Here is a 22,676-nt window from a genome sequence, read left to right as displayed (position 1 = left end):
GCCCGCGATCTCTTGACCAGCCCTCTTCTTGAAGCCGTAGCGCTTGCCTGTGAACGCGACCTGCGCCTGCTGTTCGAACACCTCGAATTGCGTCTGGCGGGCGGTGACATGGTGCAGATCAGCGGCCCCAATGGCAGCGGCAAGACCAGCCTGTTACGCCTGCTGGCCGGGCTGATGCAGCCGACGGCCGGTGAAGTCCGGCTCAATGGCAAGCCGTTGAACGAACAGCGCACCGAGCTGGCCCGCAACCTGGTCTGGATCGGCCACGCCGCCGGTATCAAGGACGTGCTCAGCGCCGAAGAAAACCTCAGCTGGCTCAGCGCCCTGCATCACCCTGCCTCCCGCGATGCCATCTGGCAGGCCCTGGCCGCAGTCGGCCTCAAGGGCTTTGAAGACGTTCCCTGTCACACCCTGTCCGCTGGCCAACAGCGTCGCGTGGCCCTGGCGCGCCTGTACCTGCCGGGCCCGCCGTTGTGGATTCTCGACGAACCGTTCACCGCCCTCGATAAACAAGGCGTCGCCCAGCTCGAAGAGCACCTGGCCCGTCACTGCGAGCAGGGTGGCATGGTGGTGCTGACCACCCACCACACGCTGGTGCGTATGCCCGCCGGCTACCGTGACCTTGACCTGGGCCGGTGGTCGCTATGAGTGTGTTCGCCCTGCTGGTCGCACGCGAAGCGCGGTTGTTGTGCCGCCGCCCGGCGGAACTGGCCAACCCGCTGGTGTTCTTCGCGATTGTGATCGCATTGTTCCCGTTGGCCGTCGGCCCCGAGACTAAACTGTTGCAAACCTTGTCGCCGGGGCTGGTGTGGGTGGCGGCGCTTTTATCCGTCCTGCTCTCGCTGGATGGGCTGTTTCGCAGTGATTTCGAAGACGGTTCCCTCGAACAGTGGGTCCTTTCGTCGCACCCCCTGCCACTTCTGGTACTGGCCAAGGTACTGGCACACTGGGCTTTTTCCGGCCTGGCGCTGGTGCTGCTCTCGCCGTTGCTGGCGATGATGCTAGGGTTGCCCACTGAGTGCCTGCCGGTGTTGCTGCTTTCCTTGTTGCTCGGCACGCCGACCCTCAGCCTGTTGGGGGCGGTAGGCGCGGCGCTGACGGTAGGTTTGAAGCGCGGAGGCCTGTTGCTGGCGCTGTTGATTCTGCCGTTGTATATCCCGGTGTTGATCCTGGGCAGCGGCGCTTTGCAAGCCGCGCTCATGGGCATGCCGGCGACCGGTTACCTGCTGTGGCTGGGTAGCCTGACCGCCCTGGCGGTAACCCTGACACCCTTTGCTATAGCGGCCGGCCTGAAGATCAGCGTCGGCGAATAATGAGGTCTGGCCAAGCGTTCTAAACCTTAGCCAGTAAAGACCCTGAGCTTCCCGTGACGACGGGCAGCAACCGTGATGGAAACAGCAATGAACTGGACCTGGTTTCACAAGCTCGGCTCGCCTAAGTGGTTTTACGGCATCAGCGGCAAGCTGCTGCCGTGGTTGAGCGTCGCCGCCATTTTGCTGATCGGCATCGGCCTGGTCTGGGGCCTGGCCTTCGCGCCGCCGGACTACCAGCAAGGCAACAGCTTTCGCATCATCTATATCCATGTGCCCACCGCGATGCTGGCCCAGTCCTGCTACGTGATGCTGGCGGTGTGCGGCATCGTCGGCCTGGTGTGGAAGATGAAGCTGGCGGACGTCGCCCTGCAATGCGCCGCGCCCATCGGCGCGTGGATGACCGCCGTGGCGCTGGTCACGGGCGCGATCTGGGGCAAACCCACCTGGGGGTCGTGGTGGGTGTGGGATGCACGACTAACGTCCATGTTGATCCTGCTGTTCCTGTACTTCGGTCTGATTGCCCTGGGCAACGCGATCAGCAATCGTGACAGCGCCGCCAAGGCCTGCGCGGTGCTGGCGATTGTCGGCGTGATCAATATCCCGATCATCAAATACTCGGTGGAGTGGTGGAACACCCTGCACCAGGGCGCCACCTTCACCCTCACCGAAAAACCGGCCATGCCCGTGGAAATGTGGGCACCGCTGCTGCTGATGGTGCTGGGGTTCTACTGCTTCTTCGGCGCCGTGCTGCTGATGCGCATGCGCCTCGAAGTGCTCAAGCGTGAAGCCCGCACCACGTGGGTCAAGGCCGAAGTGCAAGCCAGCCTGGGAGCGCGTGGATGAGTTTTGCTTCTTTCAGTGATTTTCTCGCCATGGGCCACCATGGCCTGTATGTCTGGACGGCCTATGGCATCTGCCTGGCGGTGCTGGCCCTCAACGTCGCCGCGCCGATCCTGGCTCGCAAGCGTTACCTGCAACAAGAGGCGCGTCGTCTGCGCCGGGAGACCGAAAAGTGAATCCGCTGCGTAGAAAGCGTCTGTTGATCATCCTTGCCATCCTGGCGGGCGTCGGCATTGCCGTCGGCCTGGCCTTGAGTGCCCTGCAACAGAACATCAACCTGTTCTACACCCCGACCCAGATCGCCAATGGCGAAGCCCCGCAGGACACGCGCATCCGCGCCGGCGGCATGGTGGAGAAGGGCTCGCTCAAACGCTCCGGTGATTCCCTTGACGTCACCTTCGTGGTCACCGACTTCAACAAGGCCGTGACCATCACCTATCGCGGCATCCTCCCGGACCTGTTCCGCGAAGGCCAGGGCATTGTCGCCCTGGGCAAGCTCAACGCCGACGGCGTGGTGGTGGCCGATGAAGTGCTGGCCAAGCACGACGAGAAGTACATGCCGCCCGAGGTCACCAAGGCGTTGAAAGACAGCGGCCAACCCGCTCCAGCACCCGTCAAGGAGGGCTAAGTGATGACGTCCGCACTGTTTATTCCAGAGTTGGGCCAGTTGGCGATGATTCTCGCCCTGTGCTTTGCCATCGTGCAGGCCGTGGTGCCGTTGCTCGGCGCCTGGCGCGGCGATCGCCTGTGGATGAGCCTGGCGCAGCCGGCCGCCTGGGGCCAATGTGCATTCCTGGTCTTCGCGTTCGGCTGCCTGACCTACGCCTTTATGACCGACGACTTTTCTGTCGCCTACGTGGCCAATAACTCCAACAGCGCCTTGCCCTGGTACTACAAATTCAGCGCCGTGTGGGGCGCCCACGAAGGGTCGTTGCTGCTGTGGGCCTTGATTCTCGGCGGCTGGACGTTCGCCGTGTCGATCTTCTCGCGGCAATTGCCACAAGTGATGCTGGCGCGGGTGCTGGCGGTGATGGGCATGATCAGCATCGGCTTCCTGCTGTTCCTGATCATGACCTCCAACCCGTTTACCCGCATCCTGCCGCAGATCCCGGCGGACGGGCATGACCTCAACCCGTTGTTGCAGGACATCGGCCTGATCGTGCATCCACCGATGCTCTACATGGGGTACGTGGGTTTCTCGGTGGCCTTTGCCTTCGCCATTGCCGCCTTGCTCGGCGGGCGCCTGGATGCGGCCTGGGCGCGCTGGTCGCGGCCCTGGACCATCGTGGCCTGGGCCTTCCTCGGCATTGGCATCACCCTCGGCTCCTGGTGGGCCTACTACGAGCTCGGCTGGGGCGGCTGGTGGTTCTGGGACCCGGTGGAAAACGCCTCGTTCATGCCGTGGCTGGTGGGCACCGCGCTGATTCACTCCCTGGCCGTCACTGAAAAACGCGGCGTGTTCAAGAGCTGGACCGTGTTGCTGGCCATCGCGGCATTTTCCCTCAGCCTGCTCGGCACCTTCCTTGTGCGTTCGGGCGTACTGACTTCGGTGCATGCGTTCGCGTCTGATCCTGCGCGCGGCGTGTTTATCCTGATCTTCCTGCTGTGTGTGGTGGGGGGCTCACTGACCCTGTTCGCCCTGCGCGCGCCCGTGGTCAAGAGCCAGGTGGGCTTTAACCTGTGGTCGCGGGAAACCCTGTTGCTGGGCAATAACCTGGTGCTGGTGGTGGCCGCCTCGATGATCCTGCTCGGCACCCTGTACCCGCTGGTGCTGGATGCGCTGAGCGGCGCCAAGCTGTCCGTCGGCCCGCCGTACTTCAACGCGTTGTTTATCCCGTTGATGGGCCTGTTGATGGTGGTGATGGCGGTCGGCGTGCTGGTGCGCTGGAAAGACACCCCGGTCAAATGGCTGGCGGGCATGCTGATGCCAGTGCTGCTGGGCAGCGTCGCCTTGGCGGTGATCGCCGGAATCGCCTATGGCGATTTCAACTGGGCGGTACTGGCCACCTTCCTGCTCGCCGCCTGGGTGTTGCTGGCCGGTGTGCGCGATATTGTCGACAAGACCCGGCACAAGGGCCTGATCAATGGCCTGCCGACCCTGACCCGCAGCTACTGGGGCATGCAGATCGCCCACATCGGCATCGCCGTGTGCGCCCTGGGCGTCGTGCTCTCCAGCCAGAACAGCGCCGAGCGCGACCTGCGCCTGGCACCGGGCGAGTCCATGGACCTGGCCGGTTATCACTTCATCTTCGAAGGCGCCAAGCACTTCGAAGGGCCGAACTTCACCTCCGACAAAGGCACCATCCGCGTCGTGCGCAACGGTAAGGAAGTGGCCGTGCTGCACCCGGAAAAACGCTTGTATACCGTGCAGAGCTCGATGATGACCGAAGCCGGGATCGACGCCGGTTTCACCCGTGACCTCTACGTCGCCCTGGGTGAGCCACTGGGTGATGGCGCCTGGGCGGTGCGCGTGCATGTCAAACCGTTCGTGCGCTGGATCTGGTTCGGTGGGTTGATCACGGCGGTCGGTGGTTTGCTCGCGGCGCTGGACCGGCGCTATCGGGTCAAGGTCAAGAGCCGGGTGCGTGAAGCCCTCGGTCTGCAAGGAGCGGCGGTATGAAACGTTGGTTGATGGTCGTGCCGCTGGCGGTGTTCCTGCTGATGGCGGTGTTCCTGTATCGCGGGTTGTACCTGAACCCGGCCGAGTTGCCCTCGGCCATGATCGGCAAGCCGTTCCCTACCTTCAACCTGCCGACGGTACAGGGCGATAAAACCCTGACCCAGGCCGACCTGCTGGGCAAACCGGCGCTGGTCAACGTGTGGGGCACCTGGTGCATCTCCTGCCGCGTCGAACACCCGGTGCTGAACAAGCTCGCCGAGAAGGGGGTGGTGATCTACGGCATCAACTACAAGGACGACAACGCGGCGGCCTTGAAATGGCTGGCCGAGTTCCACAACCCATACCAGTTGGATATCCGCGATGAAGACGGCAACCTCGGTTTGAACCTCGGCGTCTACGGTGCCCCGGAAACCTTCTTTATCGACGCCAAGGGTGTGATTCGCGACAAATACGTCGGCGTGATCGACGAGGTGGTGTGGCGTGAGCAACTGGCCGCCAAGTACCAGGCACTGGTCGACGAGGCCAAGCCATGAAGCGTCTGTTAGCCGCTGCCGTACTGGCGCTGGGCTTGGCCGGTGTGGCCCATGCCGCCATCGACACGTACGAATTTGCCAAGGACGCTGACCGCGAACGTTTCCGCGAATTGACCAAGGAACTGCGCTGCCCCAAGTGCCAGAACCAGGACATTGCCGATTCCAACGCGCCGATCGCCGCCGACCTGCGCAAAGAGATCTTCCGCATGCTGGGGGAGGGCAAGGACAACCAGCAGATCATCGACTTCATGGTCGACCGCTACGGTGATTTCGTGCGCTACAAACCGGCCCTCACCGGCAAGACCGCGCTGCTCTGGTTCGGCCCCGCCGGGCTGCTGCTGACCGGGGTGGTCGTCATGGCCGTGATTGTCCGCCGTCGCCGCGCCGCGCCTACCGATGGCTCCGACGCGCTATCCCCCGAAGAGCGTAAACGCCTCGACCAATTGCTGGACACCAAGACTGATGATTGATTTCTGGCTCGCAGCCGGGTTGCTGCTTCTGATTGCCCTGAGTTTCCTATTGATCCCTGTGTTGCGCGGCCGCCGTGCCCAGCGTGAAGAGGACCGCACCGCGCTGAACGTGGCGCTCTACCAAGAACGCGTGGCCGAGCTGCAAGTGCAGCAGGACGAAGGCGTACTCAACGCCGCGCAACTCGACACCGGCCGCGCCGAAGCTGCCCGCGAGCTGCTGGCCGACACCGAAGGCGTGGAAAAACCCCGCGAGTCGCGCCTGGGCAAACCCTTGCCATTGTTGGCGGCGTTCCTGGTGCCGGTGCTGGGCGTTGTGCTTTACCTGCATTATGGCGCCAGCGACAAGGTCGAACTGACTCGCGAATTCTCCCAGCCGCCGGTGTCCATGCAAGACATGACCCGCCGCCTGGAACGCGCTGCCGCCGCGCAACCGGACTCTGCCGAAGGCCTGTACTTCCTCGGGCGTGCCTACATGGCACAAGACCGTTCGGCCGATGCCGCCAAAGTCTTCGAGCGCACCGTGGCCCTGGCCGGGCGCCAGCCTGAGCTGTTGGGGCAATGGGCCCAGGCCCAGTACTTCGCCGACAACAAACAGTGGTCGCCCAAAATCCAGGCCCTGACCGACGAAGCCCTGAAGCTGGACCCCAAGGAAGTCACCAGCCTCGGCCTGCTCGGTATTGCCGCGTTTGAAGGCCAGCGCTATCAGGAAGCGATCGACTACTGGAGCCGCCTGCTGGCCCAACTGCCCCCGGAAGATAATTCCCGTGTTGCCCTGCAAGGCGGGATTGACCGCGCGGCAGAGAAGCTGAAAGAGAGCGGTGGCACCGTCGCCCAAGCGCCTAAGGCGACGCTGAAAGTTCGCGTGGATCTGTCCGCCGACGTGAAGGCCAAATCCCTGCCGGGCGACAGCGTTTTCATCTTCGCCCGCGCGGTCTCTGGCCCGCCGGCGCCTTTGGCGGCCAAGCGCGTGACCGTCGCCGACTTGCCCGTCACCGTCGAACTGGGCGATGCCGACGCGATGATGCCGCAGTTGAAACTGTCCAACTTCCCCGAAGTCCAACTGGTTGCGCGCATATCCCGGGCCGGTCAACCGACCACAGGCGAATGGATCGGCCGCAGCCAACCCCTGGCCAGCAGCACCACTGCGCTGCAGCAGCTGACCATCGACAGTCCGGACCAGTAATTCGAGGAAACGCCTATGACCGCATTTGCACGTATCACCTTGCTCAGCCTGGTACTGGGGCTGAGCGCTTGTGCGGTCCACCGACCTCCCGCGCCCACCGGCCCGACCATCCCCCCGGGCCCATCGACCCAGCCGAGCACCAGGCCCTCCGGCCCGGTGACCCCGGCACCGAAACCTGTGCCAACCTCGTCACCCACCTTCGCCCCGCCCCCCGGCGCCGCCAGCCACTGGGACGGCAAGATGCAGGTATACGTACTGGACGACCAGCCTGACACCTTCTACCGCCAGCGCACCTACTACCGCTGGAGCAACGGCTGGAGCCGTTCCATCAGCCCGAACGGGCCTTGGGAAGACACCGACGTGCACGGCGTGCCGCCGGGGTTGAGCAGGCAGTACGCCCAATGACAAAAGGCGACCTTCGGGTAATGCCAGTCATTACCCTGTAACTGTGCCGAGCGTGCTTGTCGTGGCGAGCGTGCTTGTTGTGGCGAGCGGGCTTGCCCCGCGTTGGGCTGCGAAGCAGCCCCCAAAACCTGGCGATTTAATATGCCTGGAGAAACGCGGTGGCCTTATTGGGGCCGCTTCGCAGCCCAACGCGGGGCAAGCCCGCTCGCCACAACAAGCCCGCTCGCCACAGGTTACTCTTTGTTCGTTCTATCTCTTGACTGACTGGCATCAGGGTTTAGATCTGCGCGCTATCAAGCCACGGCGCGGTGAGGTGATCGAACGCCACCCGAAATCTGTGTAGGGCCGGTCCTAACGATGAGGCGGCATAAGAAAGAACGAGCCGTACGCAGATTGGGCGCCGGGGGATGGAAACCCGGCAGGGGCATGCCCTCCTGCGTACAGCTCGCTCGACATCATGCGTGCCCGATCCAGGGTGAGCCGTAGGAAAAGTCTTGTTTTGCCTCAGCCCAGGCTATATCGGCGGATGTGCCGGCATTCCCTCGCTGCTGGGTCGGTATGGAATCGACCGTTTTCGCCCAATGATGGCCGCGTCGAACGTGATGCGCGGTGGGGCGTACTCGGGTAGTGTGGCCACCTCCGGCCTGGCGACCCAACGGTTGCTGGATAGACTTTCCAGTGATGACGACGCGAGCAACTGACGGCAAGCCCAGAGCTGTAAAGGCGTCCTGTAGTGCAACACATATGGCGACAAGCAAAGAGGGTGTTTTCATGGCAGGCAGGTTGATCTATCTCATCGGGCCATCGGGTTCGGGCAAGGACAGCCTGCTGGATGCGGCACGACCCCGCTTGGCCGAGCGCGGCTGCCGCTTGGTGCGCCGCGTGATTACCCGTTCGGCGGAAGCCGTGGGCGAGGCCGCGCAAGGGGTAAGCCCCGAACAGTTTGCCGCGATGAAGGCCGAGGGCGCGTTTGCCCTGAGCTGGCAGGCCAATGGGCTGTCCTACGGGATTCCCAGGCAAATTGACGAGTGGCTGGCGGCGGGGGAGGACGTGTTGGTCAATGGCTCCCGTGCGCACCTGGCGCAAACCCGTGAGCGCTACCCGACGTTGCTGGTGTTGTTGCTGACGGTTGACCAGGTCGTGTTGCGCCAGCGCCTGATTGCGCGTGGGCGTGAGTCTTTGCCAGATATTGAAGAACGCCTGGCGCGCAATGCGCGGTTCACCGCGCAACTGATCGCCGGCAATGAGGCAGGACTGTTTGTGCTGGATAACTCCGGCCCATTGGAGCACACCGTCGAGCGTCTGCTGTGCTGCCTCGACCAAGGGCACTCGGCGTGTGCTTGACCCTGCTGGGCCGGTAACGCGCGGCAAATCCCGGTCGAGTGCGCCGGCGCGTACCGGGGGTTTTCAGGGTGTGCCCCATGCCGACCCTTACGACTATTACGCACGTTTGCGCCGCGTCGACGAGCTGCTATTCGACACCGATCTCCGGATGTGGATCGCCAGCCGCACCAGGAGCGTCGAGGCAGTGCTGGCACATCCTGATAGTGGTTGAATGGACCTATCCCACGGTTCAAGCGTGCAGTGCTAAGCCAATAACCCTTCCACATATTCCACAAACGCCCGCGCCTTGGCGCTCGTCATCCTGCCTGTGGGGAACACCGCCCATAGATCCCGTGCGCATCCCAAGAAGGATCTGCCGCTGGGCACCGTCAGAAGCATCAGGAAACGCGCCGGGCTGTTTCAGTTTTAAGGAGAGCATTCATGCAATACCCAATCTGTATCGAATGGGGCGATGACTTCACCGCTACCGGTATCCAGATCCCCGATATTCCAGGCGCCGTCACTGCCGGGGACAGTTTTGAAGAAGCGTACAACGCTGCTGTGGAGGTCGCGCACATCCGGCTGCAGGAGATCGCCGCAGAGGGTGGGGTGATTCCGATGCCCACGTCGGTGGCCGATCATTACGCCCACGCAGACTATGCGGGGATGGGCTGGGGGATGCTGGAGTTGGACATCTCGCCCTATCTGGGCAAGACCGAGAAGGTCAATGTGACCTTGCCCGGCTATGTCATCCAGCGCATCGACCGGTATGTGCGCGAGCACAAGGTCAAAAGCCGCTCGTCATTTCTGGCGGACGCGGCTTTGGAGAAGTTGGTGCGCTCTTAGGCGGTGGCGACCGCCGCCTGCCGCGATGCACTGAGGAAGCGCAGTAACGCCAGCAACGGAAACGCGCTGCCTACCAGCATCACGCCCAGCCAGCCGCCGTGTTCGTACACGCTGCTGGCAATCGCCGAACCGAAGGCGCCGCCGATGAAAATGCTGGTCATGTACAGCGCGTTCAGGCGGCTGCGGCTGTTGGCGTCAAGGGCGTAGATGGCGCGTTGGCCGAGGACCATGTTCATCTGTACGCAGAAGTCCAGGACCACGCCGGTCACCGCCAGGCCGATCACGCTGTACAGCGGGTGGACGAAGGCCGGCAGGAAGCTCAACACCGCAAAGATCATGGCCAGCAGCGAAGCACGGTGGGTGTGGCCGGCATCGGCCAGGCGCCCGGCGATGGGGGCGGCGATGGCACCGATGGCGCCGACCAGGGCGAAGATCGCAATCTGGGTCTGGCTCAGGCCGTGGTTGCGCACCAACTCCAGCGGGGCGGCGGTCCAGAACAGGCTGAAGGTGGCGAACATGCAGCCTTGATAAAAGGCGCGTTGGCGCAGCAGCGGTTGATCACGCAGCAAGGTGCCGAGGGAGCGCAGCAGTTGGCCGTAACTGGCGGAGTGATCCGGTTGACGCTTGGGGATGGTCAGCATCAGCACCACGCTGATAAACGCCATCAACGCTGCCGCCGCCATGAACATCGCCCGCCAGCCAAAATGATCCGCCACCACGCTGGACACCGGCCGTGCCAGCAGGATGCCCAGCAGCAGGCCGCCCATGATGCTGCCCACCACCCGTCCCCGCGACTCGGCCGGCGCCAGGTGCGCGGCCAATGGGATCAGGATCTGCACCGACACCGAACTGAAGCCGATCAGCAGCGACACCAGCAGGAACAAGTTCGGCTGCTCGGTGAACGCCGCGCCCAACAGGCTGGCAATGGCTACCACGGTGGTGGCGATCATCAGCTTGCGGTTCTCCAGCAAGTCACCCAGGGGGACCAGGAAAAACAGGCCCAGGGCGTAGCCGATTTGCGTCAGCGATACGATCAGGCTGGCCATCGCCGGCGTCAGGCCGATGTCCGGTGCGATGAGTTCGATGATCGGTTGTGCATAGTAGATATTGGCGACGATGGCGCCGCAGCAAAACGCAAACAGCATCACCATCCCGCGGGTCATGGTGCTTGCAGCGTGTGAGGTAGCGTTCATGGTGTTCTCATAAAAGCGAAGGAAGATGGCGAGCGAGAATAAAGACAAGGCCCGGCGGGCAGTAGGCCGTTTGTGGTGATAACACTCATGCCGGGCATTAATGACTGAAACGTTAATTTTCGGGTCGAAGGGCAATGATACATTCAGTCATAACTGCCGAAACAGGAAATCCAGTGCCATGAAGATCACGCTGAACAAGATGCTCCTGGCGTCAAGCCTGGCCGCCGCGATGGCCGTCGGCCTCGCCCACGCCGCGGAGGCGCCGCGGGTTGGCGTGCGCGGCGCCATCACCGCGATGGACGGCGACGCCATGCACGTCAAGGTCAACAGTGGTGAAGAGGTGACTGTGCACCTGACCCAGGCCACCCAGGTCCGCGCCGTGACCCTGGCCAAGATCGATGAGATCAAACCGGGCAGCTACATCGGCTCGGCCGCCATGCCCAACGCCGACGGCACCCTGACCGCCCTGGAAGTCCACGTGTTCCCACCGGCGATGGCCGGCACGGGTGACGGGCATCGGGCGTTCGACCTGAAGGAAGGCAGCAGCATGACCAACGGCACCGTCGGCGACCTGGTCGTCAGTAACGGGCGCACGTTGACGGTGAAGTACAAGGGCGGCGAGCAGAAGATTGTGGTGCCGGAGGATGTGCCGATCGTCAACCTGGAGCCAGGAGACCGTAGCTTGCTCAAACCGGGGGTCAAGGTGGTGTTGTTCGCGGCACAGGGCAAGGATGGAACGATCACGGCCCAGGCGATTTCCGCCGGCAAGGATGGCGTGACACCACCGATGTAACACCAACCACAAAACTAAATGTGGGAGGGGGCTTGCCCCCGATGGCGGAGTGTCAGTCGACAGATGTCTCACTGATGCACTGCCATCGGGGGCAAGCCCCCTCCCACATGTTTACCGCGTTTCTTCAGTTATTGACCGGAATAGATCTGGTCGAACACCCCACCATCATTGAAGTGGGTCTTCTGCACGGTACGCCAGTCACCAAAGGTCTTCTCCACCGACAGGAAGTCGACTTTCGGGAAGCGGTCGGTGTACTTGGCCAGCACCTTCGGGTCACGTGGGCGCAGGTAGTTGTTGGCCGCGATTTCCTGGCCTTCTGGCGACCACAGGTACTTCAGGTAATCTTCAGCGGCCACGCGGGTGCCTTTTTTCTCGACCACTTTGTCGACCACGGACACCGGCGGCTCGGCCTCGGCGGAGACGCTTGGGTAGATCACTTCGAATTGATCACGGCCGAATTCACGGGCGATCATTTCCGCTTCGTTTTCAAAGGTCACCAGCACGTCGCCGATCTGGTTGGTCATGAACGTGGTGGTGGCTGCACGGCCGCCGGTATCCAGCACTGGCGCTTGCTTGAACAGCTTGCCGACAAACGCCTTGGCCTTCTCTTCATCACCGCCGTTCTTGAGCACATAACCCCAGGCCGACAGGTAGGTGTAGCGGCCGTTACCCGAGGTTTTCGGGTTGGGCACGATCACTTGCACGCCATCCTTGAGCAGGTCAGGCCAGTCTTTCAGGGCTTTGGGGTTGCCCTTGCGCACGATAAACACGGTGGCGGAGGTGAACGGCGCGCTGTTGTTCGGCAGGCGCGTTACCCAGTTGTCCGGTACCAGCTTGCCGTTGTCGACCAGGGCGTTGATGTCAGTGGCCATATTCATGGTGATCACGTCAGCCGGCAGGCCGTCGATCACCGAGCGCGCTTGTTTGCTGGAACCGCCGAAGGACATCTGCAACGTCAGCTTGTCGTTCGGGTGCTCGGCTTCCCAGTGCTTCTGGAAGGCGGCGTTGTAGTCCTTGTAGAAGTCGCGCATCACGTCATAGGAGACGTTGAGCAGGGTGACCGGTGCAGCCTGGACGGCGCCCGCCAGGGCAAGGCCGGCGGCCAGGAGAGAGGCGCTAACGAATTTTTTCACTGCTCATTCCTTGTTGTTCGAGAAGAGGGGGAGGCACATTGCCAGCGACTATAGCTGGGGCGGCATAGTCGTTTAAAGATTAAAAAGAACTTTGCTTATTCCACTTTCTTAAAAAGATTGCTGCCGCAGCGCGAGCAAAATGCTGCGTTGGGCTCGTGGCTGTCCTTCTTGCACACCGGGCAGTCGGTGTGCAGTTGCTCGCCACGCATGGCACTGGCCAGCTCCGCGGTAAAAATACCCGTGGGCACGGCAATGATTGAGTAACCGGTGATCATCACCAGCGAGGAAATCACCTGGCCCAGCGGTGTCTTTGGCACGATATCGCCGAAGCCCACGGTGGTCAGGGTCACGATCGCCCAATAGATGCCTTTGGGGATACTGGTAAAGCCGTGTTCCGGGCCTTCGATCACGTACATCAAGGTGCCGAACACCGTCACCAGGGTGCACACGCTCACCAGGAACACCACAATCTTCTGCTTGCTGCCGCGCAGCGCCGCCATCAGGTAGTTGGCCTGCTTGAGGTAGGGGCTGAGCTTGAGCACGCGGAAAATCCGCAGCATGCGGATGATGCGGATGATCAGCAGGTACTGCGCGTCGCTGTAATACAGCGCAAGGATGCCGGGCACGATGGCGAGCAAATCCACCAGCCCGTAAAAGCTGAAGGCGTAGCGCAACGGCTTGGGCGAGCAGTACAGGCGCAACCCGTACTCGATCAGGAAGATCAGCGTAAAGCCCCATTCAATGTAGGCCAGCACATCGGCGTAGTTCTGGTGGATCTGGTCGATGCTGTCGAGCATCACGATCACCAGGCTGGCGAGGATGATCAACAGCAGGATGCCGTCGAAGCGCCGTCCGGCGACGGTGTCGCTCTGAAAAACCATGACGTAGAGTCGCTGGCGCCAGTCGTTGTTGCTGTCCATAAAGCCCGCCTGAATCGAATATCGAGCAAGCCTAGGGGGATTCAAAGGGGCTGTCCATGCGCGGTTTCCGAAGCACGCGAAGGCTGGCGCGCACCAGCCAGCAGGCGAGGATGAACGGCGCGGTCAGCGCTGGCAGGTGCAAGGCGGCAAAGCCGGGCGTGAGGATGATGGCCAGCAGGATGCCAAACAGCGGCAGCCACGCTTGGCAACGTACCTGGCTGAGCGCCAACGCCGCCAGCGCGGGGTTGTAGCTGTGCAGGCCGAGCAGGGCGCTGGTGGGCTCCTTCAGCCACAGCGCAAGCAGCACGCCGGCACTGGTGCCGGTCAAGGCCCATATCGCGGAGCGTCGATTCGCCAGCCACAGGCCGAGGGCAATCAGGGCGCCGGCCTGGGGCTGATCCAACAGCATGATTTGCGCGAGCCCGGTCAACGGCGCGGCGCTGAGGGAAACGATGTCGGGTTGGGCCGTGGTAAGCGTGCTCGCGGGGACTGTTCCCAGCAGCAACCAACCCAGGCCGACAAAAGGCGCGGTATAGGCCGGCAAGTCATCGGGCTGGCTGGCGCGTTTCAACCATTGCCGCATCAGGATCGCACTCAAGCCGCCGCACGCCAGGATCAACGGTGGCAGCACGGCCGTCCAGGCGAACTGCTGACTGATCAACACGCCCACTAACACGCCGTTGTAGCTATAAAGCCCGGCCTGGCGCTCAGCCTTGGGATAACCGCGACGCTGGGCCGTGAGCAATCCCGCCACGCCACCCAGCAGCGCGCCACCGAGCAAAGCCGGGGCGCCGATCAGGATCGCCAGCAGGCACAGCAGGCCGCACAGCGGATGGCGTTGCAGGACAATCTGGCTGAAGCCGTTGAGCAGGGCTTCGGCCCAGTCGGGGCAGGTTGGGTTGGGCATGGTGGGTATTCAGTGGGACCGAGTTGCCCCCGATGGGGCCCTGACAGGCGCTAGATCAGCGTCTCGATGCGCAGCGAGTTGGTCGACCCCGGCTGCCCAAATGGCACCCCGGCGGTAATCACCAAGGTATCCCCGCGTTGCGCCATGCCCTGGGCCTGGGCGATCTCCAGCGCCGTCGAGCACACTTCATCCACCTGGCGCAGCCGGTCATTGACCACCGAGTGCACGCCCCACGCCACGCTCAAGCGTCGCGCGGTCGAGAGGTTCGGCGTGAGGTTGAGGATCGGCGCCACCGGCCGTTCCCGCGCCGCGCGCAAGCTGGAGCTGCCCGACTCGCTGTAGTTCACCAGCACCGCCACCGGCAGGATGCTGCTGATGCGCCGGATCGCGCAGCTGATGGCATCCGACACCGTGGCATCCGCCTTGGGCCGGCTGACGTCGAGTTGGGCCTGGTAGTCCGGGCCGTTTTCCACCTGGCGGATGATCTTGCTCATCATCTGCACGGCTTCCAGTGGGTACTCGCCCGACGCCGTCTCCGCCGACAGCATCACCGCATCTGCGCCTTCGGCTACCGCATTGGCAACATCGGTGACTTCGGCGCGGGTCGGCGCCGGGGAGAAGCGCATGGATTCAAGCATCTGCGTGGCCACCACCACCGGTTTGCCCAACTGGCGGCAGGTGCTGATGATGTCCTTCTGGATTTGCGGCACGCTTTCGGCCGGTACCTCCACGCCCAGGTCGCCTCTGGCCACCATGATCGCATCGCTCAGTTCGGCAATTTCGTGCAGGCGCTGCACGGCCGAAGGCTTCTCGATCTTGGCCATCAGGAAGGCTTTGTCGCCAATCAGCTCGCGGGCTTCGCGGATGTCTTCCGGGCGCTGTACGAATGACAGTGCCACCCAGTCCACGCCCAGCTCCAGGCCGAAACTCAGGTCACGACGATCCTTGGCGGTCAGCGGGCTGAGTTCCAGCAGCGCCTGTGGGACGTTCACGCCTTTGCGGTCAGACAGTTCGCCGCCATTGAGTACGGTGGTGTCGATGGCATCGGTGTGCCTGGTGATCACCCGCAGGCGCAGTTTGCCGTCGTCCAGCAGCAGGTCCATGCCCGGTTCCAGGGCCTTGATGATTTCCGGGTGGGGCAGGTTGACCCGGCACTGGTCGCCCGGCGTCGGGTCCAGGTCCAGGCGCAACGCCTGGCCACGCACCAGTTGCACTTTGCCCTCGGCAAAACGCCCGACCCGCAGCTTCGGTCCTTGCAGGTCCATGAGGATGCCCAACGGGTAATTGAGCTGGCGCTCCACCTGGCGAATCCATTGGTAGCGCTGGGCGTGATCGGCATGCTCGCCGTGGCTGAAGTTGAGGCGGAAGATATTCACCCCGGCTTCCACCAGTTCGCGGATGTGATCGATACCGTCGGTGGCCGGGCCCAGGGTGGCGAGGATTTTGACTTTCTTGTCAGGCGTCATGTTGGGCAGTCTCAAGAATCAGAATGGCGCGAAAATCGTTGACGTTGGTGCGGGTCGGTTCGGTGATGATCAAGCCGTCGAGGGCGGCGAAGTAGCCGTAGCCGTTGTTGTTATCCAACTCATCGCTGGCTGAAAGGCCCAGCGCTTCGGCACGCGCGTAACTGCACGGGGTCATGATGGCGCCGGCGTTGTCTTCCGAGCCGTCGATGCCGTCAGTGTCGCCGGCCAGGGCGTACACGCCGGGCAAGCCCTTGAGGCTATCGGTGAGGCTCAGCAGGAATTCCGCATTGCGCCCGCCACGGCCATCGCCACGTACGGTGACGGTGGTTTCGCCCCCCGAGAGGATCACGCACGGTGCCGCCAGCGGTTGGCCGTGCTGCACGATCTGCCGCGCGATACCGGCGTGCACCTTGGCCACCTCCCGCGCTTCGCCTTCGAGGTCGCCGAGGATCAGCGGGCTGAAACCGGCCTGGCGCACTTTAACCGCGACGGCTTCCAGGGATTGCTGGGGGCGGGCGATCAGTTGGAAGTGGCTGCGGGTCAGTATCGGGTCGCCGGGCTTGATGGTTTCTGACGCCGGGTTCTGCAGCCAGCTGCGCACGGATGCCGGGGTGTCGATGTCGTGGCGGTTGAGGATCGCCAGGGCCTGTTGTGACGTACTTGGGTCGCCGACGGTCGGGCCGGAAGCGATGACCGTGGCCTGGTCACCCGGCACATCGGAAATTGCATAGGTATAGACCGTCGCCGGCCAGGCCGCCTTGGCCAGCCGTCCGCCCTTGATCGCCGAGAGATGCTTGCGTACGCAGTTCATCTCGCCGATGGTCGCGCCGGACTTGAGCAGGGCCTTGTTGACGGCCTGTTTGTCGGCCAGGCTGATGCCTCCGGCGGGCAGGGCCAGCAGGGCAGAGCCGCCGCCAGAGAGCAGGAAGATCACGCGGTCGTCTTCGCCAAGGTGGCTGATCAGTTCGAGCACTCGCTTGGCCACGGCCAGTCCGGCCGCATCCGGGACCGGATGCGCGGCTTCGACCACTTCGATTTTCTGGCACGGCGCGCCGTGGCCGTAGCGGGTGACCACCAGGCCGCTGACTTCACCTTGCCAGCAATTTTCCACCACCAGCGCCATGGCGGCCGCGGCTTTGCCGGCGCCGATCACGATCACCCGACCGCTGCGGTCGGCGGGCAGGTAGGGTTCAAGGACTTGCCGGGGGTGGGCAGCGTCGATGGCTGTGGCAAACAGCTCGCGAAGCAGGTGTTGCGGATCGACCGACATAAGCGGGCTCCGGGGAATTTTTATTATTGGAAAGGTGGTGCAACCTGTAGGAGCGAGCTTGCTCGCGAAGGTCGTTAACGATAACGCGGGTAACCTGATACCCAGTGGCGCTCTTGGGTTTTTCGCGAGCGCGCTCGCTCCTACAGGGGACTGTGTAGAGGGGTTATTTATCGCGAATCGAGAAATTCGCCATATGCTCCAACCCCTTGATCAACGCCGAGTGATCCCAGTTACCGCCGCCAATCGCCGTGCAGGTGCTGAATACCTGTTGGGTGCCGGCGGTGTTCGGCAGGTTGATCCCCAGTTCCTTGGCCCCGGCCAGCGCCAGGTTCAGGTCCTTCTGATGCAGGTTGATGCGAAAGCCCGGATCGAAGGTGCCCTTGATCATGCGTTCGCCGTGCACTTCGAGGATCTTCGACGAGGCAAAGCCACCCATCAGCGCTTCACGTACCTTGGCCGGGTCGGCGCCGTTTTTGGCCGCGAACAGCAGCGCTTCGGCCACCGCCTGGATATTCAGCGCGACGATGATCTGGTTGGCCACCTTGGCGGTCTGGCCATCGCCATTGCCACCGACTAGGGTGATGTTCTTGCCCATGGCCTGGAACAGCGGCAGGGCACGCTCAAAGGTCTGCGGTTCGCCGCCGACCATGATGCTCAAGGTGCCGGCCTTGGCGCCGACTTCACCGCCGGACACCGGGGCATCCAGGTACTGTGCGCCGGTCTCGTTGATCTTGGCGGCGAACGCTTTGGTCGCAGTGGGCGAGATCGAGCTCATGTCGATCACCACCTTGTTCGACGACAACCCGGCAGCCACGCCGTCGGCGCGGAACAGCACGTCATCGACCTGCGGAGTGTCGGGCACCATGACGATGATGAACTCGGCTTCCTGGGCAACTTGCTGCGGGTTGGCCAGGGCCACGGCACCGGCTGCGATCAGTGCTTCTGGCGCCTTGCCGTGATGCTCGGACAGGAACAGTTGGTGACCGGCTTTTTGCAGGTTGGCAGCCATAGGTTGGCCCATGATGCCGGTGCCGATAAATCCGATTTTAGCCATGATGAAATCCTCTTTTTATTAGCGCGGTCCGCCAGACACCGCAGATTCAAGGTGGGAGGGGGCTTGCTCCCGATAGCGGTGTGTTAGACGAAATGGTGTTGACTGACTCGCCGCCATCGGGGGCAAGCCCCCGCCCACATTTTGGTTTTGGGTGGTGCCTGTCAGATGGCGTTATGGGTTTTGAGCCAACCCAAACCCGCTTCGGTGGTGGTCAACGGCTTGTACTCACAGCCCACCCAACCCTGGTACCCAATCCGATCCAGATGTTCGAACAGGAAGCGATAGTTGATCTCCCCAGTCCCCGGCTCATTACGCCCCGGGTTATCCGCCAGCTGGATATGGTTGATCTCACTCAGGTGCGCGGCCATGGTGCGGGCCAGATCACCTTCCATGATTTGCATGTGATAGATGTCGTATTGCAGGAACAGGTTGGCGCTGCCCACCTGCTCGCGGATCGACAGGGCCTGGGCGGTGTTATTCAGGTAGAAGCCTGGAATATCACGGGTATTGATCGCCTCCATCACCAGCTTGATGCCCACTGCTTGCAGTTTGTCGGCGGCGTACTTGAGGTTGGCGACAAAGGTTTTTTCCAGGGTTGCATCATCAACGCCCTGGGGCCGGATACCCGCCAGGCAGTTGACCTGCGTATTACCCAGCACCTGGGCATAGGCGATGGCCAAGTTGACCCCCGCGCGGAATTCCTCGACCCGATCCGGGTGGCAGGCCAGGCCGCGTTCGCCCTTGGCCCAGTCACCGGCCGGCAGGTTGAACAGCACTTGGGTCAGGCCATGGGCATCCAACTGTGCCTTGATGTCGGCTGAGCTGAACTCGTAGGGGAACAGGTATTCCACCCCACTGAAGCCTGCCTCGGCAGCGGCTTTGAAGCGAGCAAGAAAGTCCTGTTCGGTAAACAGCATGGACAGGTTGGCGGCGAAGCGCGGCATAGGGTTCTCCTTAATCGAGCAGGGAAATGGCGGTCGGCGCATCATTGCCGACCAGGGCCAGGTCTTCGAATTCATTGACGGCGTTGATCTCGGTGCCCATGGAAATATTGGTCACGCGCTCCAGAATAATCTCAACGATCACCGGGACCTTGAATTCTTCGATCATCGTCTCGGCCTTGCGCAACGCCGGCGCAATCTGGCTCGGCTCGAACACGCGCAGGGCCTTGCACCCCAGGCCTTCGGCAACCGCGACGTGGTCCACGCCATAGCCGTTGAGTTCCGGGGCGTTGAGGTTGTCGAAGGACAGCTGCACGCAGTAGTCCATTTCAAAGCCACGCTGGGCCTGGCGGATCAGCCCCAGGTAGGAATTGTTCACCACCACGTGGATGTACGGCAGCTTGAACTGCGCACCCACGGCCAGCTCTTCGATCATGAACTGGAAGTCATAGTCGCCGGACAGCGCCACCACTTTGCGGCTCGGGTCGGCCTTGACCACGCCCAGCGCTGCCGGGATGGTCCAGCCCAATGGGCCAGCCTGGCCGCAGTTGATCCAATGGCGTGGCTTGTAGACGTGCAGGAATTGCGCGCCGGCAATCTGCGACAGGCCGATGGTGCTGACGTAGCAGGTGTCTTTGCCGAACACCTGGTTCATCTCTTCGTACACCCGTTGCGGCTTGACCGGCACGTTGTCGAAGTGGGTCTTGCGGTGCAGGGTGGCTTTGCGCTGCTGGCAATCATGCAGCCAGGCGCTGCGGTCCTTGAGTAAGCCTGCGGCTTTCCACTCGCGGGCCACTTCGATAAACATCGTCAGGGCGGCGCCCGCGTCGGAAACAATACCCAGGTCGGGGGTGAAGACGCGGCCGATCTGCGTCGGCTCAATGTCGACGTGAATGAATTTACGCCCCTGGGTGTACACCTCCACCGAGCCCGTGTGGCGGTTGGCCCAGCGGTTGCCGATGCCCAGCACCACATCTGACTTGAGCAGCGTGGCGTTGCCGTAACGGTGGGAGGTTTGCAGGCCGACCATGCCCACCATCAGCGGGTGATCGTCCGGGATGGTGCCCCAGCCCATCAGGGTCGGGATCACTGGAATGCCGGTCAACTCGGCGAACTCCACCAGCAGCTCGCTGGCATCGGCGTTGATCACGCCGCCACCGCTTACCAGCAGCGGGCGTTCGGCCTGGTCCAGCAGTGCCAGGGCTTTCTCCACCTGGATGCGTGTGGCCAGGGGTTTGGCCAGGGGCAGTGGCTGGTAGGCGTCGATATCGAATTCGATCTCGGCCATCTGCACGTCGAACGGCAGGTCGATCAGCACCGGACCGGGGCGGCCGGAGCGCATTTCGTAGAAGGCTTTCTGGAACGCGTAGGGCACCTGGCCGGGTTCCAGGACGGTGGTTGCCCATTTGGTCACCGGCTTGACGATGCTGGTGATGTCCACGGCCTGGAAGTCTTCCTTGTGCATGCGTGCCCGCGGCGCCTGGCCGGTGATGCACAGGATCGGGATCGAGTCGGCCGAGGCGCTGTAGAGGCCGGTGACCATATCGGTGCCCGCCGGGCCCGAAGTGCCGATGCACACGCCGATATTGCCGGCCTTGGTGCGGGTGTAGCCCTCGGCCATGTGCGAGGCGCCTTCAACGTGGCGAGCAAGGACGTGATCGATGCCACCCACTTTCTGCAAGGCCGAATACAGTGGGTTGATCGCGGCGCCTGGGATACCGAAGGCGGTGTCCACGCCTTCACGGCGCATCACTAAAACGGCGGCTTCGATTGCTCTCATTTTGCTCATTGTTTTGGTGCCTCTTGCGTTTTGTAATTGTATACAAGTGGTGTTTGTCCAAAGTGTATTCACGGCGAGCGACATAGGTCAATGCATTTTATGTGCGGTCCTTTGCGTTCGTCGGAAGGCAGTTTTTCGACGGATGGAGGGTTTGTTAAGAAATATTGTATACAATAAATAAAATAATTGTGTTCTATTTGTTTGATCGAGCATCTGATCAAACAGACCTCCACGGCGTTACCCATAACAAGATAAGGACGGCACCATGAGCGCTTTAACCTTGAAAATTGCCACCCAACTGGCCAGCCAGGCCCTTACCGCTGGCCGTACGATTTCAGCCGCGCCGCTGACCATCGCGGTACTGGACAGCGGCGGTCACTTGATCACCCTGCAACGGGAAGACGGTGCCAGCCTGCTGCGCCCGCAAATCGCCATCGGCAAGGCCTGGGGGGCGATCGCCTTGGGCAAAGGCTCACGCCTGCTGGCGCTGGATGCGCAGCAGCGCCCGGCGTTTATCGCGGCGTTGAACAGCCTGGGGCAGGGCAGCGTGGTGCCGGCACCGGGCGGGGTGTTGATTCGCGATCAGGCGGGGTTGGTGTTGGGGGCGATCGGGATCAGTGGGGATACGTCGGATATTGACGAGCAGTGTGCGATCACGGCGATCGAGGGGGTGGGGTTGATGGCGGATGCGGGGGTGTCAGCTTGAGGATTGGGTGACTGTCAGGGCCTCATCGGGGGCAAGCCCCTCCCACATTTTGAACTGCGAACATGGTCAAAATTGTGGGAGGGGGCTTGCCCCCGATTGGCCCAGGCCCCCCGGTGTATCAGTCCGGCTCACACCCCTTGAGCACCAACCGAATAATCGTCTGCGCCGCGGCTTCATAATCGGCCTCATCCAGCTTGGCTTTGCCGGTCACCGCCGAGATCTGCCAGTCAAAATCCGCATATGTCTGCGTCGCCGCCCAGATGCTGAACATCAGGTGATTTGGATCGATCGGTGCAATCAACCCGCGATCCACCCAGCTCTGGATGCAGTCGATATTGTGCTTGGCCTGGGCGTTGAGCTGTTCAACCTGCTCGGTGCTCAGGTGCGGGGCGCCATGCATGATTTCGCTGGCGAACACCTTGGAGGCGAACGGCAGGTCGCGGGAGATACGGATTTTCGAGCGGATGTAGTTGCTGAGCACCACCGAAGGCTCACCCTCGGGGTTGAACGGCGTGGAAGCCGCCAGGATCGGCTCGATAATGCTCTCGAGCACCTCGCGGTAGAGGTTGTCCTTGGACTTGAAGTAGTAATAGACGTTGGGCTTGGGCAACCCGGCCTTGGCGGCGATGTCGCTGGTCTTGGTCGCGGCGAAGCCCTTGTCGGCAAACTCCTCGCTGGCCGCCCGCAGGATCTTTTCTTTGTTGCGCTCGCGAATGGTGCTCATAAAGTGCTCAGTCTCACAGATACTGTTTTTTTTTGACGGCGTCTGTTGCCGCCATTCTGCGTCGCCGCTCCTCCCCCTAGCGAGCTATGAGTCGTCGCGGCTCCTTGCCTGACGACAACAGCCACTCGCCAAAAGAGAAACGTATCTATGAAACTGAGCACGGGATGTTTCCTTGCCAGGACAGGCGGTCGGGCATGGTAGCACCGGCTTCGCGCGAGCCTCAAGAATGCGCCATTGCCGCGCTTTCCCTGGGCTG

Annotated in this window: 25 protein-coding genes and 1 pseudogene; 16 read left to right on the top strand and 10 right to left on the bottom strand. The window is 62.5% G+C overall.

The window, feature by feature from the left end; translation table 11 throughout:
- Positions 1-12 precede the first annotated feature (12 nt).
- The 14 genes and pseudogenes from ccmA (at position 13) to QU606_RS06895 (ending at position 9,533) form a co-directional block, all read left to right on the top strand.
- The gene (ccmA, locus tag QU606_RS06955) at positions 13-648 is read left to right on the top strand and encodes a cytochrome c biogenesis heme-transporting ATPase CcmA (protein ID WP_024074262.1); all 636 of its coding nucleotides are present in this window, start codon (positions 13-15) and stop codon (positions 646-648) included.
- Positions 645-1,313 carry a heme exporter protein CcmB gene (gene ccmB, locus QU606_RS06950; RefSeq protein WP_024074263.1) on the top strand — a complete coding sequence of 223 codons (669 nt, stop codon included), beginning with the start codon at positions 645-647 and terminating at the stop codon, positions 1,311-1,313. Before ccmA ends, ccmB begins: the two co-directional genes overlap by 4 nt.
- A gap of 87 nt (positions 1,314-1,400) precedes the next feature.
- Positions 1,401-2,156 (top strand): heme ABC transporter permease, encoded by a 756-nt coding sequence (locus tag QU606_RS06945; protein ID WP_024074264.1) that lies wholly within the window; start codon positions 1,401-1,403, stop codon positions 2,154-2,156.
- Positions 2,153-2,329, top strand: a complete 177-nt coding sequence (gene ccmD / locus QU606_RS06940; protein WP_003172771.1) for a heme exporter protein CcmD — start codon at positions 2,153-2,155, stop codon at positions 2,327-2,329. Before QU606_RS06945 ends, ccmD begins: the two co-directional genes overlap by 4 nt.
- Entirely contained in the window at positions 2,326-2,781 is a 456-nt protein-coding gene (gene ccmE, locus QU606_RS06935; RefSeq protein WP_069075570.1) for a cytochrome c maturation protein CcmE, read from the top strand. Before ccmD ends, ccmE begins: the two co-directional genes overlap by 4 nt.
- A 3-nt stretch (positions 2,782-2,784) precedes the next feature.
- Positions 2,785-4,773, top strand: coding sequence for a heme lyase CcmF/NrfE family subunit (locus QU606_RS06930; RefSeq protein WP_024074266.1), 1,989 nt, complete (start codon positions 2,785-2,787; stop codon positions 4,771-4,773).
- A complete protein-coding gene (locus QU606_RS06925) occupies positions 4,770-5,306 on the top strand; it encodes a DsbE family thiol:disulfide interchange protein (protein WP_069075572.1) in 537 nt (178 codons plus the stop codon). The genes QU606_RS06930 and QU606_RS06925 overlap by 4 nt, the downstream gene beginning before the upstream one ends.
- The gene (locus tag QU606_RS06920) at positions 5,303-5,776 is read left to right on the top strand and encodes a cytochrome c-type biogenesis protein (RefSeq protein WP_024074268.1); all 474 of its coding nucleotides are present in this window, start codon (positions 5,303-5,305) and stop codon (positions 5,774-5,776) included. The genes QU606_RS06925 and QU606_RS06920 overlap by 4 nt, the downstream gene beginning before the upstream one ends.
- Positions 5,769-6,959, top strand: coding sequence for a c-type cytochrome biogenesis protein CcmI (gene ccmI / locus QU606_RS06915; RefSeq protein ID WP_024074269.1), 1,191 nt, complete (start codon positions 5,769-5,771; stop codon positions 6,957-6,959). Before QU606_RS06920 ends, ccmI begins: the two co-directional genes overlap by 8 nt.
- A gap of 15 nt (positions 6,960-6,974) precedes the next feature.
- Positions 6,975-7,364 (top strand): hypothetical protein, encoded by a 390-nt coding sequence (locus tag QU606_RS06910; protein WP_024074270.1) that lies wholly within the window; start codon positions 6,975-6,977, stop codon positions 7,362-7,364.
- A gap of 494 nt (positions 7,365-7,858) precedes the next feature.
- Positions 7,859-8,065: a hypothetical protein gene (locus tag QU606_RS06905; RefSeq protein WP_155766385.1), complete on the top strand. Its 207-nt coding sequence runs from the start codon at positions 7,859-7,861 to the stop codon at positions 8,063-8,065.
- A 70-nt stretch (positions 8,066-8,135) separates the two neighbouring features.
- Positions 8,136-8,708, top strand: coding sequence for a phosphonate metabolism protein/1,5-bisphosphokinase (PRPP-forming) PhnN (gene phnN, locus QU606_RS06900; RefSeq protein WP_069075573.1), 573 nt, complete (start codon positions 8,136-8,138; stop codon positions 8,706-8,708).
- 337 nt (positions 8,709-9,045) lie between these two features.
- Positions 9,046-9,117 (top strand): annotated as a pseudogene (locus QU606_RS32835) (addiction module toxin, HicA family); the annotation flags it as partial.
- Between the two features lie 11 nt (positions 9,118-9,128).
- Positions 9,129-9,533, top strand: coding sequence for a type II toxin-antitoxin system HicB family antitoxin (locus QU606_RS06895; RefSeq protein ID WP_069075574.1), 405 nt, complete (start codon positions 9,129-9,131; stop codon positions 9,531-9,533).
- On the opposite strand, the gene QU606_RS06890 is transcribed toward QU606_RS06895, so the two are convergent.
- Positions 9,530-10,726 carry an MFS transporter gene (locus QU606_RS06890; RefSeq protein ID WP_024074273.1) on the bottom strand — a complete coding sequence of 399 codons (1,197 nt, stop codon included), beginning with the start codon at positions 10,724-10,726 and terminating at the stop codon, positions 9,530-9,532. The two genes, QU606_RS06895 and QU606_RS06890, sit on opposite strands and share 4 nt — an antisense overlap.
- Before the next feature lie 178 nt (positions 10,727-10,904).
- Here QU606_RS06890 and QU606_RS06885 point away from each other — a divergent pair, with 178 nt between their 5' ends.
- Positions 10,905-11,519, top strand: a complete 615-nt coding sequence (locus tag QU606_RS06885; protein WP_024074274.1) for a DUF5666 domain-containing protein — start codon at positions 10,905-10,907, stop codon at positions 11,517-11,519.
- Positions 11,520-11,647: 128 nt separating this feature from the next.
- On the opposite strand, the gene QU606_RS06880 is transcribed toward QU606_RS06885, so the two are convergent.
- The 8 genes from QU606_RS06880 to gcl all read right to left on the bottom strand — a co-directional run bounded on the left by QU606_RS06880 (position 11,648) and on the right by gcl (position 20,999).
- Complete coding sequence (locus tag QU606_RS06880; protein WP_024074275.1) at positions 11,648-12,652, bottom strand: sulfate ABC transporter substrate-binding protein; 1,005 nt, start codon at positions 12,650-12,652, stop codon at positions 11,648-11,650.
- A 95-nt stretch (positions 12,653-12,747) separates the two neighbouring features.
- Positions 12,748-13,572 carry an ion transporter gene (locus QU606_RS06875; protein WP_024074276.1) on the bottom strand — a complete coding sequence of 275 codons (825 nt, stop codon included), beginning with the start codon at positions 13,570-13,572 and terminating at the stop codon, positions 12,748-12,750.
- Positions 13,573-13,603: 31 nt separating this feature from the next.
- A complete protein-coding gene (locus tag QU606_RS06870; RefSeq protein WP_304998249.1) occupies positions 13,604-14,479 on the bottom strand; it encodes an urea transporter in 876 nt (291 codons plus the stop codon).
- Positions 14,480-14,529: 50 nt separating this feature from the next.
- Positions 14,530-15,945: a pyruvate kinase gene (gene pyk / locus QU606_RS06865; RefSeq protein ID WP_024074278.1), complete on the bottom strand. Its 1,416-nt coding sequence runs from the start codon at positions 15,943-15,945 to the stop codon at positions 14,530-14,532.
- Positions 15,935-17,215, bottom strand: coding sequence for a glycerate kinase (locus tag QU606_RS06860; RefSeq protein ID WP_304998248.1), 1,281 nt, complete (start codon positions 17,213-17,215; stop codon positions 15,935-15,937). Before QU606_RS06860 ends, pyk begins: the two co-directional genes overlap by 11 nt.
- A gap of 163 nt (positions 17,216-17,378) precedes the next feature.
- On the bottom strand, positions 17,379-18,269 hold the full coding sequence (locus QU606_RS06855) for a 2-hydroxy-3-oxopropionate reductase (protein ID WP_102624100.1): 891 nt from the start codon (positions 18,267-18,269) through the stop codon (positions 17,379-17,381).
- Between the two features lie 161 nt (positions 18,270-18,430).
- A complete protein-coding gene (gene hyi / locus QU606_RS06850; RefSeq protein WP_069075577.1) occupies positions 18,431-19,213 on the bottom strand; it encodes a hydroxypyruvate isomerase in 783 nt (260 codons plus the stop codon).
- A gap of 10 nt (positions 19,214-19,223) precedes the next feature.
- Positions 19,224-20,999, bottom strand: a complete 1,776-nt coding sequence (gene gcl, locus QU606_RS06845; RefSeq protein ID WP_069075578.1) for a glyoxylate carboligase — start codon at positions 20,997-20,999, stop codon at positions 19,224-19,226.
- Between the two features lie 256 nt (positions 21,000-21,255).
- On the opposite strand from gcl, the gene QU606_RS06840 reads away from it, so the two are divergent.
- The gene (locus QU606_RS06840; protein ID WP_024074283.1) at positions 21,256-21,696 is read left to right on the top strand and encodes a heme-binding protein; all 441 of its coding nucleotides are present in this window, start codon (positions 21,256-21,258) and stop codon (positions 21,694-21,696) included.
- 118 nt (positions 21,697-21,814) lie between these two features.
- On the opposite strand, the gene QU606_RS06835 is transcribed toward QU606_RS06840, so the two are convergent.
- Entirely contained in the window at positions 21,815-22,420 is a 606-nt protein-coding gene (locus QU606_RS06835; RefSeq protein WP_024074284.1) for a TetR/AcrR family transcriptional regulator, read from the bottom strand.
- Positions 22,421-22,676 lie beyond the last annotated feature (256 nt).

Source organism: Pseudomonas sp. OVF7 (assembly GCF_030644265.1).
Lineage (GTDB): Bacteria > Pseudomonadota > Gammaproteobacteria > Pseudomonadales > Pseudomonadaceae > Aquipseudomonas > Aquipseudomonas gorinensis.
Note: the sequence above shows the minus strand (reverse complement) of the source record. Positions and strands in the feature narration are given on the sequence as shown.